This window comes from Streptomyces aurantiacus (genome assembly GCF_027107535.1).
Lineage (GTDB): Bacteria > Actinomycetota > Actinomycetes > Streptomycetales > Streptomycetaceae > Streptomyces.
In genome coordinates, this window is sequence record NZ_CP114283.1 from 9,062,613 (window position 1) to 9,075,728 (window position 13,116).

The window sequence follows — 13,116 nt, forward strand, 5'->3', positions numbered from 1 at the left end:
GCACCCGCCGATTCGCGGACGAATTGTGAGAGTGGGCCGGAACCTGCTCGTTCCGATCACGAAGTCCCATATAGTGACCGCCAGTTGAGCACCAGGTGTCGCATCCCGCCCAGGACACGACCGAGGACACGATTCATGACCGCGCCCACCCCGCAAGCGCGTCCCACGAAAGATCGGCCGTCCCTCGCGCACTCCGTAGGCGCACGCCCCCGCCTGCGTGCTGTGGCGATCGCCCCGCTCCTCACGGCCGTACCGGCCGCGCTCGCCGCAGGCGCCGCGGTCGCCCTGGCTCCCGAATCGGTGCGCATGCCCCTCACCTGGGGCCTTGGCGCGGCCGTCCTTCTGCTGTGCGCGGTGGTTGCCGTGGCCGGCCGTGCCGTGCAGACGTCCCGATTACTGCTCCGCCGCCTCGAAGCGGTCTCCAAGGACGCCGGCCGGCTGCTCGAGGAAAAGGACGCCCTCACGGAGGAGTCCGCGCGGGAACGCGCCCGACTCACCGACGAGTTCACCCGGGAGCGCGCCCGGCTCACCGAGCAGAACGCCCACCAGAAGGTCCGCCTCGCCGCCGAGATCGACCGGGAACGCACCCGGCTCGGCGCGGAGCACGCGCGCGTGGCCGACGAGTTGCGGCAGGCCAGGGCCGATCGTGCCGCCGTGGTCTCGGCGGCCGCCGCCACCGCCGCCCGGTTGCAGGCCCTGTCCACGAGCATGCTCGCCGACCTGCGCGCCATGGAGGAGCGGTACTCCGACGAGGACGTGCTCGCCGACCTCCTGCACCTCGACCACCGCACCGCGCAGGCGGGTCGCCTCGCCGACTCCGTCGCCGTCCTCTCGGGCGCGCGCTCGGGCCGCCGCTGGGCGCGGCCCATCCCCATGGAGTCGATCCTGCGCGGCGCGATGGGCCGCATCGACGGATACCAGCGCGTACGCGTCCACTCGGCGAGCGGCGCGGCGGTCGCCGGGCACGCGGCCGAGGGCGTGATGCACGCGCTCGCCGAAGTCCTCGACAACGCCGCGAACTTCTCGCCCCCGACGGCCGAGGTCCACGTCTACGTGGAGGAGGTCCCGGCGGGGGTCATCGTCTCCGTGGAGGACAGTGGCCTGGTGATGGGCGAGACACAGCTGCGCCGCGCCGAACAGGCCGTCTCCGGCGAGGAGGTGGAGGCCGGTGGCCTCGCCGGCACCCGGCTCGGCCTCGTGGTCGTCGGCCGCCTCGCCCGCAAGTACGGCCTGAGGATCTCCTTCCGCCCCTCCGCGCGCGGCGGTACGGGCGTCCTGGTCCTCGTCCCCCAGGACGTCCTCGCGAACCCGGCATCGCATCCGACGCCCCACCCGGCGCCGGTCCAGGCCCCGCCCGTGCCCCCGCCCTCTCCCTCGGCCCGCGCCGAGCACCCGGTACAGGCTCCGCGTCCGGCTCCGGAGCCGGACGCGGCGGCGCGGGAGACCGCGTCGCCCTTCCCGGGCCCGCGGCCCGGCCCGTGGTCCGGCCCGGAGAACCACCCCTGGTCCGCCCCGGAGGAGCCCGCCCGGCCCGGTCGGAGGGAGCCCTCCTGGCCGGCCGCGGAGGAGACGGCCCGGTCCGGCCCGAACCCGAAGGAACCGACCTGGCTCGCCCCGGACCAGTCCACCCGGCCCGCCCCGGAACAGACCCCCTGGCCCGGCCCGAAAGAGCCACTCAGTCTCAGCCCGAAGAAATCCGCCCGGCCCGGCCCGCAGGAATCCCCCTGGTCCGCCCCGGAGGAGCCCGCCCGGCCGGCTCCGGAACAGACCTCCTGGTACAGCTCGCAGCATCCCTCCTGGGCGGTACCCGAGGACTCCGCCCGGTCCAGCTCTGACGATTCCTCCAGGCCCGCCCCGGAGGGTTCCGCCCGGCCCGGCCCGAGCGAGCCGACCGGGTCCGCCCCGGAGAGCGCCGTCCAGCTCAGCCCGAAGGCCTTCCCCTGGTCCGGCCCCCGGGAGTCGTACGGCGCCTCCCGCTCCGTCTCCGACCTGGATCCGGAGCCGGTGCCGCCCCACGGATTTCCGTCGCACGGCTTTCCGTCCCGGCCGGCCGGCCCCGCCGACAACCTCCCCAGGCGCCACCGCGGCGGCACCCTCGCGGAAGCAGAGGCCGAAGCAGAGGCGGAGGCGGAGGCGGAAGCGGCGAGAGGAGCCGGGCTCTCCGTCGGGGCGGCGGGCGAAGTCGAGTCCGACCCCGTCCGCACCCGGATGCCCGCCAGTCCCGTCACTCCCGGCAGCCCCGACTCCCCCACCACCACCCCCGATGACGTGATGACCCGCGCCGCCCGCTTCAACAGCTTCCGCCAAGCCGTGCGCCGCACTCCGGCGGACGAGCCCGTACAGGCCCGTACGAGCCCTGCCACCCCCCACCCGGAAAGCGATCCCACGTCATGACCGGCCCCATCGGCACCACCTCGACCGCCGACGAGAAGCTGACCTGGCTCATCGAGGGCCTGCTGGCGCGCACCCCGGGCGCCCGGCACGCGCTCGTGCTCTCCCGGGACGGCCTGCAGCTGTGCCGCACGCCGGAACTCTCCGCCGACCAGGCCGACCAGCTCGCCGCCATCGCCGCCGGGATCCAGTCGCTGTCCCACGGGGCCTCCCTGCAGTTCGGGGACGGCACCGGGGGCGTGCGGTCGACGATGACCGAGTTCCACGGCGGGGTCCTGTTCATCGTCGAGGCGGGCGCGGGCGCGCACCTGGCGGTGGTCACGGCCGAGGAGGCGGACCCCGGGCTCGTCGGCCACAACATGGGCGAGCTCGTGGAGCAGCTCGGCGGGCACCTGAACGCACAGCCGCGTACGTCACTGAGCGCGCAGCCACGTACGCCATGAGCCGGCCGGGCAGGGACGACGCCCCCGACCGGCTCTACACCCTCACCCAGGGGCGCACCCGTTCCACTCCCGGAGCCCCCTTCGACCTGGTGACACTGATCGTCGCCGAGTGCGATCCGGTGCCGGGCATGCAGTCGGAGCACGCGGCGATCCTGCGCCTCGCCGGACGGCCGACCGCCGTCGCGGAGCTGGCCGCCGAGCTGCGGCTGCCGGTCAGCATCACGAAGATCATGCTCTCCGACCTGCTCGCCGAGGGCCGCGTCAGCGCCCGTCATCCCCGCAGGGTCATGCTCGCGGGCCGTCCCGATCCTCATATCCTGGAGCAGGTGCTCGTTGGACTCCGCAACCTCTGAAGCCTCTGACCCCCCTGGCACCCGTACTCCGCCGCGGGCGACGGCCGGTGACGGCCCGCGGATCGTGGACGCCGGCGGTTCCGGCACCGCCCGGTGCCTCACCGCCCGTCCCGCCTCGGTACAAGCCGGCCCACCCGCAGGGGAGTTGTCCCGGTGAGCGTCCCCGTGTCCCTCGGCGGGCCCCGCTTCCGGACGGAACCCGACGCGCTGTACCGGGAGTTGCGCCGCGAGTACGGCGCCGTGGCTCCGGTGCTGCTCGACGCGGACATCCCGGCGTGGCTCGTGCTCGGCTACCGCGAGCTGCGCCAGGTCACCGGTGACCCCGTGCTGTTCAGCCGCGACTCCGGGCTCTGGAACCAGTGGGCCCGTGTTCCCGACGGCTGGCCGATGCTGCCGATGATCGGCGGCGGGCACTCCTCCGTCCTGCACACCGTCGGCGAGCGCCACCGCGAGCGCGTGGCGCTGATCGGCGACGCGCTCGAAGCGGTCGGCTCCCACGAACTGCGCACCCACGCCGAGCGGTTCGCCGACGAGCTGATCGACGCGGTGTGCGCCGAGGGGGAGGCGGATCTCGTCGGCCACTACGCGGCCCTGCTCCCCGTACGCGTCCTCGCCACCCTCTACGGCTTCGCCGACGAGCAGGGGCCGGGCCTCGTCGCCGCCCTGAACGACATGGTCGACGGGGGTGAGGAGGCCGTCGCCGGGCAGCGGCACGTGGCCGCCGCCATGGCACACCTGGTGGCGGACCGGGCGGCGCGGCCCGCAGACGACGTGGTCAGCCGTCTGCTCGCCTCGGGACGTACGTCACGGGGTCCGGCCCTCTCCCACGAGGAGGTCACCCAGGACCTGATCGTCATGATGGCCGCGGGCCACCAGCCGACCGCCGGCTGGATCGGCAACTCGCTGCGGCTGATGCTGACGGACGACCGTTTCGCGGCCTCGCTGTTCGGCGGCCGGCGCAGTGTCGCCGAGGCCATGAACGAGGTTCTGTGGGAGGACACCCCGACACAGAACGTGGCCGGCCGGTGGGCGTCCCGCGACACCCGGCTCGGCGGCCGCCCCGTCCGCGCCGGTGACCTGCTGCTGCTCGGCCTCCAGGCCGCCAACCACGACCCGCAGGTCCGTACTCACGGGACCGCCCTGACCGGTGGCAACAGCGCGCACTTCTCCTTCGGCCACGGGGAGCACCGGTGTCCGTTCCCGGCGCAGGAGATCGCCGAGGTCGTCGCGCGTACGGCCGTCGAGGTGGTGCTGGACCGGCTGCCCGACGTCGATCTCGCGGTGCCCGCCGCCGCCCTGACGCGCCGCCCGTCCCCGTGGCTGGGCAGCCTGACGAACCTGCCGGTCCGCTTCACGCCGACGGCGCCACGCGGATGACCGTCCCGCGCCGCCCGGGCCGGGGGCCACCCGCATGGACCGGTTGCCACCCGCGACGCGTCTCATCCGACGGACGACGTTTCACCCAGGTTTCCGGAAACGGATACGCTCCCGTCGTGGCTGATATCCAGATCCCCGCAGACCTCAAGCCCGCCGACGGACGTTTCGGCGCGGGCCCCTCCAAGGTGCGTACGGAGTCGCTCACCGCGCTCGCCGCCACCGGCACGTCCCTGATGGGCACGTCCCACCGTCAGGCCCCGGTCAAGAACCTCGTGGGCAGGGTCCGCCAGGGTGTGAGCGACCTCTTCCGGCTCCCGGAGGGCTACGAGGTCGTCCTCGGCAATGGCGGCTCCACCGCGTTCTGGGACGTGGCGACCCACGGACTGATCGAGAACAAGTCGCAGCACCTCACGTTCGGCGAGTTCTCGTCGAAGTTCGCGAAGGCGGCCAAGCTGGCGCCGTGGCTGGCCGACCCGGACGTCATCACCTCCGAGCCGGGCACCCACCCGGAGTCGGTCGCCCAGTCGGGTGTGGACGTCTACGCCCTCACCCACAACGAGACCTCCACCGGTGTGGCGGCCCCGGTCAAGCGGGTCGCGGGCGCCGACGACGGCTCCCTCGTCCTCGTGGACGCGACGAGCGGCGCGGGCGGCCTCCCGGTCGACATCGCGGAGACGGACGTCTACTACTTCGCCCCGCAGAAGTCCTTCGCCGCGGACGGCGGCCTGTGGATCGGGATCTTCTCCCCGGCCGCGATCGAGCGCGCCGAGCGCGTCCACGCGAGCGGGCGGCACGTCCCGGAGTTCTTCTCGCTCCCGACGGCGATCGACAACTCCCGCAAGAACCAGACGTACAACACCCCGGCCCTCGCCACGCTGTTCCTCCTGAACGACCAGCTGGAGTGGATCAACGGCCAGGGCGGCCTGGACTGGTCGGTCCGCCGCACGGCGGCCTCCTCGCGCACGCTCTACGGCTGGGCCGAGGACGTCAAGTACGCGAACCCGTTCGTCACCGACCCGGCCAAGCGCTCGCAGGTCATCGGCACGATCGACTTCACGGACGACGTCGACGCGGCCGCGGTCGCCAAGGTCCTGCGCGCCAACGGCATCGTCGACACCGAGCCCTACCGCAAGCTCGGCCGCAACCAGCTGCGGGTCGCGATGTTCCCGGCGGTCGACCCGGCGGACGTCGAGGCACTCACCAAGTGCATCGACTACGTGATCGAGAAGCTGTAGTCGGCGCAGCCCGCCGACTTCTCCTCAAGGCCTGGTCCACCAGCCGTTCCGGCTGGTGGACCAGGCTTTTTCCGTGCCCCGGAAGGTTCCGCCCCGTCAGTCGGCCGAACGACGACCCCGGTTGCGTACACCGTGACGCACCGTCATCACCGGGCCCCGGAAGAGCCATTACGCGTTTGCCGTCACTCGAAGGTAGGCTGGCGCCATACAGCTGTCGGCGAGGTTACGAATGCGTGTACCCAATCGCCACCGACAATCTACTACGGTCGATCTGCTACCTGGCAGGTTCCGCATCACCCATTCGTCGACGCGGCGCCGCGCCAGCTGAGCAGGACCCGGAGAGGTAGGAGCACAGGGCCATGGCCACCCCCAAGGACCCGGCACTGGAACGACGCAAGGTCCGCCTGGCCCTGCGCACGTTCCGGAAGAAGGCCGGCCTCAACCAGCCCTATGTCGCTGAAGCCCTGTCCTGGTCTCCGTCGAAGGTCATCCGTATCGAAGGCGGCTCGGTCGGAGTCTCGGTGACCGACCTGCGCGCCCTGTTGGATCTCTACGGCATCGACGACGCCAAGATCCGTGAGGACTTGGAGGAGTCCACCCGGGGCAGCCGCAGGCCCCCGTGGTGGAGCCCTTATCGGGACATCGTGGATCCGCAGTTCGCGATCTATCTAGGACTCGAAGGCACCGCGGACGCGCTGTACGCCTATCACCCGACTTTCATTCCGGGGCTGCTGCAGACAGAGGACTACACCCGCGCCCTGCTGGAGAAGCGCAACTCGCCCGAGCGCCTGGACGCCATCGTCGGCCTGCGCGGCGAGCGCCAGGACCGACTGCTGCGCGGGGACGAGAAGCCGGATCTGAACTTCCTGGTGGACGAGGCCGCGCTGCGCCGCTGGATCGGCGGACCAGCCGTGATGCGCGCCCAGCTGCAGCATCTGAAGTCCGCGGCGGAACACCCGCATGTCACCTTGGATGTCGTGCCGTTCAGCGTCGGCGCCCACGCGGTGCTGCGCAGTGGATCGATCGCACTGACCTTCACGGATGACGACGACGTGCTGTTCACGGAGACGGCGAGCGGAGGGTTGACCACCCGCAACGATCAGTCGGCCGTCGACGACTACCTGACTGATTTCCAGAACTCCCGCGCCCGCGCCCTCCACGGGGACCGGATGACCGCCTTCGTCGACGAGATCATCACGCAATACCCGAACGGCCTCGCCGAGCCCTCGGCAGGCCTGCCGGACAGTCCGTCCTAGTAGGAAGCGACATCCCCACTGGCAACAGTCGGGCAGAGACCGGGAGAGGCCCGTGACGGGGTTCTTCACATGGATACGGGACCAACGGATACGGCTCAGCGAGCTTCTCGCCGTGCCCGAGCAGGGACCGGCTCAGCAACATGGCGACGACACGGAGACGGATGATGTCGATATTCCTCCTACCGCTCTCCGCGGTCCGCCACCGCTGGTGGGCCGCCCCCCGACGTGGCGCGACCTGATACGTGACGTCCTGTACGAGGACTCGGCCCAGATCAACTTTCGGCGGGCGAGCCTCTGGTTGGTGTGCCTCATATCAGTGGGATCCGCTGTCGCGTACCTGATGGCCGTGGTTCTTTCCGCCATCACCAGGGCCATCGACCCGGCCGCGGCCCCCTCCACGCTCCACCTGACAGGGAGCATCCTCGGCTTGGGCGGACTCAGCGGCTTTGTCGCATGGCGGCGCCTACGAGCACTGCGCCAGGAACCACCCCCCGGCCCGCCGCCCGCCGCGCCGACTCCTGCCGATCCCGCCCCTACCGATCCGGTGACCGGTACCGGCCATCCGGAGCCCGGCCCACCAGGTTCGGGAAGTGGCGAGCCGCAGCCGTAGTCCCACGTTCAAGGAGCAGCCCCGCGCCCCCGGCGGTGAGCGTGCCGACAGCCGCCCAGACCCAGGGCCGAGCCTCAGCTGTAACGGTGAACGACAGAAGCACCCCTGCCGTGGTCGCTGTACCGCCAGCCAGAACACAGAGAACCACCGCTACGACAGCCAGCGGCAATAAGGGCCTCGGTCCGTCCGTTTCACCATTCCGCGTCACATGCGATGGTCCGGTGGAATCCCCCATCATGTCCCCAGCCAGTCTTCCTTTGCGCCTCTGGTGGTGTTCGGGATGCTGCGTCGCCGAGAGCCCCAATCGAACCACATGCACCTTCCGCCCCGCTGGCCCCCTACCCCGAAGGCCGAAAATCGCTTATCCCGTCGTCCGGTCCGGACGCCTCCCGAGGAGATCGCACAGGAAGCCACTCCAACTCGCTTCGCAGAAAGCCAAGTTGGGTCCGGCCGGCCGCTTGGAGTCGCGGACTCGGACCCTCCCCCTCCCTAAGGCGACCTCGACACAGTCACCCGGATCAGAGACGCTGCTTTTGCGCCAGATGAGCTCGGGAAGGTCCCCATCGGCCACCCTCGACTCCTCCGCCATCAGGCAGTTGACTGCACACGTCGAGCAAGCATGTTTGAGATAGTCCAGTATCTCCTGCTATCACCGCCTCCCGCACGCTATTGCATCAATGGGAGTCTCCGCAGGAGGACAGCTGGAGCGGGCAGAGCACGTCATAACCGAGCCGTCGATCACGCAATCTCGCTCTTGTTCCGTCACTCTTCAGGTTAGGGTCTCCAAACTCGCGGAGCCTAGGCTGAAACCGGCCCAGGGGGCAGGCCGGTGCGCACGGCCAGTCGGCAGCAGCCCGTCCGGACGTGCGCTTCAGCTCACGTAGCCGTGCAGCTCACCGAAGGCACACCCCCACCCCCCGGCGCTCCCCCGAACCCGAACGTCGCCGAACCGCCCGCCGCGACGGCCCCGTTGTGACCGGCGTTCACGGCCGTCACGGTCGCCCCGCTCTGTGTGTACGACGCGTTCCACATGTTCGTGACCTTCTGTGCGCCGGGCCAGGTCCACGTCACCTTCCAGGACTTGAGCGCGGTCGTACCGGAGTTGGTCACCTTCACCTCGGCGTTGAACCCACCGCCCCAGTCGCTGCCGACGGTGTAAGCGGCGGTGCAGGCGGCCGTGCCCCCACCGGGGTCCCCGGGATCGCCGGGGTCGCTTCCCCCGGGCGGGAATCCGGGCGCCTTGACGCTCGCGAGGTACCCGTCCTTCACCGTGTCCACGGTCTGCCAGTCGTCCTTCAGGATCCCGCCCGTGTCACCGGAGTTGGGGTTCCAGGACCAGAAGGTCCAGGAGAAGCTGTCGGCGCCGTTCGTACTCGTGGGGCGGAGGTACTTCACCAGCGCCGCGAGCCACTTCTGGTCGACGGTCGACTGGAGCGTCGTGCCGAACTCGCCCACCCACACCGGCGCGATGTTCTGCTTGAAGATGTAGCCCCAGTACTTGTCCCAGATGCCGGGCATGTTGTCGGGGAACGACGGATCGCTGAACCAGCTCTGCTGGGCCACGCTCGTGGCGTAGTCGTGGGCCGAGTACACCACCCGGTTGGGCACGTCCAGTTGCACCGGGTACCGCGCGACCCCCATCAGGTTGCCGCCCCACCAGCCGGACACTCCGTCGAACGTCTGCACACCCTCGACGAAGACCAGCAGTTCCGGGTTGACGGACAGGACCGCGTTCCCGGCGCGCTGGGCTGCGAGACGCCAGTCCCTCGCCGTGTCGCCGCAGCCCCAACAGGCCGGATCGTGCGGTTCGTTGTGCAGGTCGATGCCGATCACCGTCGGATCACCCTTGTAACGGGTGGCGAGCGCCTTGAGGTTGGTGATCCACGTCGACTCGGGAACCGCGGACGTGTACCAGAGCGCGGACTGGCCGCCCGCGTCCGGCCGGTGCCGGTCCAGTACGACCTTCAGGCCGTCCTGACCGGCGTACGACACGATCCTGTCCATGATCTGGAGGGGTGAGAGGCCCTGGAGGTCGGCGTTCTTGCCGCCGGAGAAGTCGATGCTGTTGGGCACGGAGCCGCTTTTGAGGATGTCGTCGCTGTACGGCAGCCGGATGGTGTTGTACCCGAGCGACTTCATCTGGTCGATCATGCTCTTGTAGTCGCGCGCCCAGAGTCCGTGGACGGCGTGGTTGGCGGTCTCGAACCCGAACCAGTTGATGCCGGCGATCCGTACGGACTGACCCGCGGCATCCAGGATCTGACGGCCGTTGGTGTGCCAGTACCCGGCTCCGGGGACGGCGGCCTCAGCGGTGACTGCCGTGCCCGCCGTCTCCGCCTGTGCGGCCTGGACACCGGCAAGCGGTAACAGGAGCGCCGCGGCGGCAGCACCCAGCGCTCTTCGCAAGCTGCGGAACATGTCGCTGCTTCCTCTCGGGAGGCGCGGACCCGGAACGGGTGGGAGCGCTCCCACCGCACCACGCACCCCCATGGAAGTAAGCCAGCGTGAACACGTCAAGAAGTCGTGCGACATCCGGGACACACGAACACGCCCCGGACACCGCACGACCCTGAAGCCAGCCCCGAAACCGACCTCGAATCCGACCCGATCCCGATCCCGACGGGACCATCCGCCGAGCCTGCTCAGCCGCTGCGATCGCTCCCCCGTCGAGCCCTTCGCCTGCCGCGACTGCTCACCTGCTGAGCTTCTGGAACCTGCGGACCGCCAGCGGCACGAAGATCAGCGTGAGGACCAGCGGCCACACCCCCGCCATCAGCAGGGCGTGCTGCTCGACCCACGAGTCGCCACTGCCCACCGGCGTACCGAAGAGCTCACGCGTGGCCGCCGCCGTGGACGAGATCGGGTTCCAGGCCGCCACGTGGCCGAGCCAGTCGGGCATCAGCTGCGGCGCGACGAAGATGCTGGAGATCATCGTCAGCGGGAACGCGACCGCGAACAGACCGCCCGCCGCCTCCGGGTTGGGCACGAGCAGGCCGAGCCACACACCGAGCCAGATCAGCGCGAACCGCAGCCACAGCAGCAGCCCGAACGCCCCCAGGAAGGCGAAGCCGCCGTCGGGGCGCCAGCCCATGGCCAGCGCGGTGAGCATCAGGATCGTCAACTCCGCGCAGGCGACGATGAGATCGGTGACCCCGCGTCCGGCGACGACGGCGGACGGCGACATCGGCATGGAGCGGAACCGGTCGATGACCCCCTTCGTGGAGTCGTACACCACGAGCGTCGCCGTGTTGATGAACCCGAAGGCCATCGTCATCACGAACATGCCGGGCATGAGGAAGTCCCGGTAGTCGCCGCCGCCCGGCACCTGCATGGCGCTGCCGAAGACGTATCCGTACAGCAGCACGGACAGGATCGGGAAGCCCAACTGCCAGGCGATGTTGATCGGTTGGCGCTGGTAGTGGGTGAGTCCGCGCCGGACGATGTTCCAGCAGTCGGCCAGCACCCAGTACGTACGGCCGCGCCCGCTCGGGGCGGTCACCTCAAGCGTCCCGCTCATACCGCGACCTCCTTGGCCTGCTCGGCGCCCTCGTGACTCCCCGTACCCTTGGCGCCCTTGCCGCTTTCCGGACCCTGCGCGTCCTGTCCGGGCACGTCCGTGCGGTGGCCGGTCAGGTGCAGGAACACGTCGTCGAGGCTGGGCCTGCGCAGCCCGATGTCCTCCACGCGCACCCCCTCGTCCTGAAGCGTCCGCGCCACCTCGGTGAGCGCCGCGACCCGGTCGGTCACGGGCGCGTGCACCCGCAGCTCGGTCTCGTCCGAATCCGGTTCGCCGTCCGAGACCCGGGCGACGACCTTCACCGCCCGCGCGACGTCGGCGCGCTCGGCGACGACGACCTCGATCCGGTCGCCACCCACCGCGCTCTTCAGCCCGTCCGGGGTGTCGTCGGCGATGGCCCGCCCCTGGTCGATGACCGTGATGTGCGAGGCGAGCTTGTCGGCCTCCTCCAGGTACTGCGTGGTCAGCAGCACGGTGGTGCCGCCGGTCACCAACGCCCGTACGGCGTCCCACACCTCGCCCCGGCCGCGCGGGTCGAGCCCTGTCGTGGGCTCGTCCAGGAACAGCACGCTCGGGGTGAGGATCATCGACGCGGCGAGGTCGAGGCGCCGCCGCATGCCGCCGCTGTACTTGCCGACGCCCTTACCGGCGGCGTCGGTCAGGTCGAACTGCTCCAGCAGCTCCGTCGCCCGCAGCCGCGCGCGGCGCCCGCCCAGGTGGAAGAGCCGCCCGAACATCTCCAGGTTCTGCCGGCCGGTGAGCACCTCGTCCACCGCCGCGTACTGACCGGTGAGACCGATCCGCGCCCGTACCTCCCGTGGCCGCGCGGCCACGTCCAGGCCGGCCACCCACGCGCTTCCCCCGTCCAGCTTGACCAGGGTGGAGAGGATGCGAACGGCGGTGGTCTTGCCCGCGCCGTTCGGACCGAGCAGGCCGTGCACCGTGCCCTCCCGCACGGTCAGGTCGAAACCGTCGAGGGCGCGCTTCTCGCCGTACCTCTTCTCGAGCCCCTCGGCCCGCACCGCGTATCCACTCACAGAACTCCCCCATCCCGGAAACTGAGTACATCGTACTCTAATGAGAGTACACCGTACTCAGTTTCGGTCCAAGGGATTACTCTGAGGCTCATGACAAGCAGTTCGGGTGGCACGGACACCAGCGGCAGCGGCGACATCGTCCGCACCCTCCACCTGCTGTGGGACATGGGCCCACGGCCCAGCCGCGGCCCCAAGCCGGGGCTCACGCTCGACCGGATCGTGGAAGCGGCGGTCGGGGTCGCGGACACGGAGGGCCTCGAGGCAGTCTCGATGCGCCGGGTCGCGACGGAGCTCGGCACCGGCACGATGTCCCTGTACCGGTACGTGCCCGGCAAGGGCGAGCTGCTCGACCTGATGCTGGACCGCGTCCAGCGCACCGAGGGTGACATGTCCGTCTTCGGCGACGACTGGCGTTCGGCCCTGGAGGCGCTGGGCCGCGAGAGCCTCGCCCTCTACCGGCGCCACCCCTGGCTGCTGAAGGTCAACCAGTCCCGCCCGGTCCTCGGCCCCAGCGCCATCGACGGCCTGGAGAAGGTGATCTCCTGCATCAGGCCCATGGGTCTGAGCGACCCGGAGCTGATCTCGGTGGTCATCATGATCGACTCGTACGTCATCGGGGCCGCCCGTTCCCAGCTCTACACCCAGGAGGCGGAGCGCAGGACCGGCCTGACGGACGCGGAGTTCTGGGCCGCCCAGGCCCCGGTCCTGGAGAAGATCATGACGAGCGACCGCTACCCCGTGATGGCCTCACTCTCCGAGGACTCCTTCAGCTCGGACTTCGACCACTTCGGCTTCGGCCTCCAGCGCATCCTGGACGGCCTCGACACCCTCGTCACCCACCGCCGGGGCGCGGGCGGCGACGGCGACTGAGCGGACCGGGGTACGGCGGGCCGCAGG

Annotated in this window: 11 protein-coding genes; 7 read left to right on the plus strand and 4 right to left on the minus strand. The window is 70.5% G+C overall.

Going from position 1 to position 13,116, the window contains the following annotated elements; translation table 11 throughout:
• The first annotated feature begins 135 nt into the window (after window positions 1-135).
• The 6 genes from O1Q96_RS44375 (at window position 136) to O1Q96_RS41920 (ending at window position 7,055) form a co-directional block, all read left to right on the plus strand.
• Window positions 136-2,394: an ATP-binding protein gene (locus O1Q96_RS44375; RefSeq protein WP_419587026.1), complete on the plus strand. Its 2,259-nt coding sequence runs from the start codon at window positions 136-138 to the stop codon at window positions 2,392-2,394.
• Entirely contained in the window at window positions 2,391-2,834 is a 444-nt protein-coding gene (locus O1Q96_RS41900) for a roadblock/LC7 domain-containing protein (protein ID WP_269253076.1), read from the plus strand. Before O1Q96_RS44375 ends, O1Q96_RS41900 begins: the two co-directional genes overlap by 4 nt.
• Complete coding sequence (locus tag O1Q96_RS41905; protein WP_217454116.1) at window positions 2,831-3,187, plus strand: DUF742 domain-containing protein; 357 nt, start codon at window positions 2,831-2,833, stop codon at window positions 3,185-3,187. Before O1Q96_RS41900 ends, O1Q96_RS41905 begins: the two co-directional genes overlap by 4 nt.
• Window positions 3,188-3,340: 153 nt before the next feature.
• A complete protein-coding gene (locus O1Q96_RS41910; protein ID WP_269253077.1) occupies window positions 3,341-4,564 on the plus strand; it encodes a cytochrome P450 in 1,224 nt (407 codons plus the stop codon).
• Between the two features lie 116 nt (window positions 4,565-4,680).
• Window positions 4,681-5,799 (plus strand): phosphoserine transaminase, encoded by a 1,119-nt coding sequence (gene serC / locus O1Q96_RS41915; RefSeq protein ID WP_269253078.1) that lies wholly within the window; start codon window positions 4,681-4,683, stop codon window positions 5,797-5,799.
• A gap of 359 nt (window positions 5,800-6,158) precedes the next feature.
• On the plus strand, window positions 6,159-7,055 hold the full coding sequence (locus O1Q96_RS41920; RefSeq protein WP_269253079.1) for a helix-turn-helix domain-containing protein: 897 nt from the start codon (window positions 6,159-6,161) through the stop codon (window positions 7,053-7,055).
• Between the two features lie 971 nt (window positions 7,056-8,026).
• On the opposite strand, the gene O1Q96_RS41925 is transcribed toward O1Q96_RS41920, so the two are convergent.
• The 4 genes from O1Q96_RS41925 to O1Q96_RS41940 form a co-directional block, all read right to left on the minus strand.
• Window positions 8,027-8,254: a DUF397 domain-containing protein gene (locus O1Q96_RS41925; protein WP_269253080.1), complete on the minus strand. Its 228-nt coding sequence runs from the start codon at window positions 8,252-8,254 to the stop codon at window positions 8,027-8,029.
• Window positions 8,255-8,541: 287 nt separating this feature from the next.
• Window positions 8,542-10,083, minus strand: coding sequence for a cellulase family glycosylhydrolase (locus O1Q96_RS41930; RefSeq protein ID WP_269253081.1), 1,542 nt, complete (start codon window positions 10,081-10,083; stop codon window positions 8,542-8,544).
• A gap of 274 nt (window positions 10,084-10,357) precedes the next feature.
• Window positions 10,358-11,182: an ABC transporter permease gene (locus O1Q96_RS41935; RefSeq protein WP_269253082.1), complete on the minus strand. Its 825-nt coding sequence runs from the start codon at window positions 11,180-11,182 to the stop codon at window positions 10,358-10,360.
• Window positions 11,179-12,219, minus strand: coding sequence for an ATP-binding cassette domain-containing protein (locus O1Q96_RS41940; protein ID WP_269253083.1), 1,041 nt, complete (start codon window positions 12,217-12,219; stop codon window positions 11,179-11,181). Before O1Q96_RS41940 ends, O1Q96_RS41935 begins: the two co-directional genes overlap by 4 nt.
• A gap of 90 nt (window positions 12,220-12,309) precedes the next feature.
• Between O1Q96_RS41940 and O1Q96_RS41945 the strand changes: the two genes are divergently transcribed.
• Window positions 12,310-13,089 carry a TetR/AcrR family transcriptional regulator gene (locus O1Q96_RS41945; protein ID WP_269253084.1) on the plus strand — a complete coding sequence of 260 codons (780 nt, stop codon included), beginning with the start codon at window positions 12,310-12,312 and terminating at the stop codon, window positions 13,087-13,089.
• Window positions 13,090-13,116: the final 27 nt, after the last annotated feature.

Bases quoted from the DNA above. Each gene is read 5' to 3' on its own strand.
- O1Q96_RS44375 (WP_419587026.1), top strand. From the start codon at position 136: ATGACCGCGCCCACCCCGCAAGCGCGTCCCACGAAAGATCGGCCGTCC.
- O1Q96_RS41900 (WP_269253076.1), top strand. From the start codon at position 2,391: ATGACCGGCCCCATCGGCACCACCTCGACCGCCGACGAGAAGCTGACC.
- O1Q96_RS41905 (WP_217454116.1), top strand. From the start codon at position 2,831: ATGAGCCGGCCGGGCAGGGACGACGCCCCCGACCGGCTCTACACCCTC.
- O1Q96_RS41920 (WP_269253079.1), top strand. From the start codon at position 6,159: ATGGCCACCCCCAAGGACCCGGCACTGGAACGACGCAAGGTCCGCCTG.
- O1Q96_RS41925 (WP_269253080.1), bottom strand. From the start codon at position 8,254: ATGGCGGAGGAGTCGAGGGTGGCCGATGGGGACCTTCCCGAGCTCATC.
- O1Q96_RS41930 (WP_269253081.1), bottom strand. From the start codon at position 10,083: ATGTTCCGCAGCTTGCGAAGAGCGCTGGGTGCTGCCGCCGCGGCGCTC.
- O1Q96_RS41935 (WP_269253082.1), bottom strand. From the start codon at position 11,182: ATGAGCGGGACGCTTGAGGTGACCGCCCCGAGCGGGCGCGGCCGTACG.
- O1Q96_RS41945 (WP_269253084.1), top strand. From the start codon at position 12,310: ATGACAAGCAGTTCGGGTGGCACGGACACCAGCGGCAGCGGCGACATC.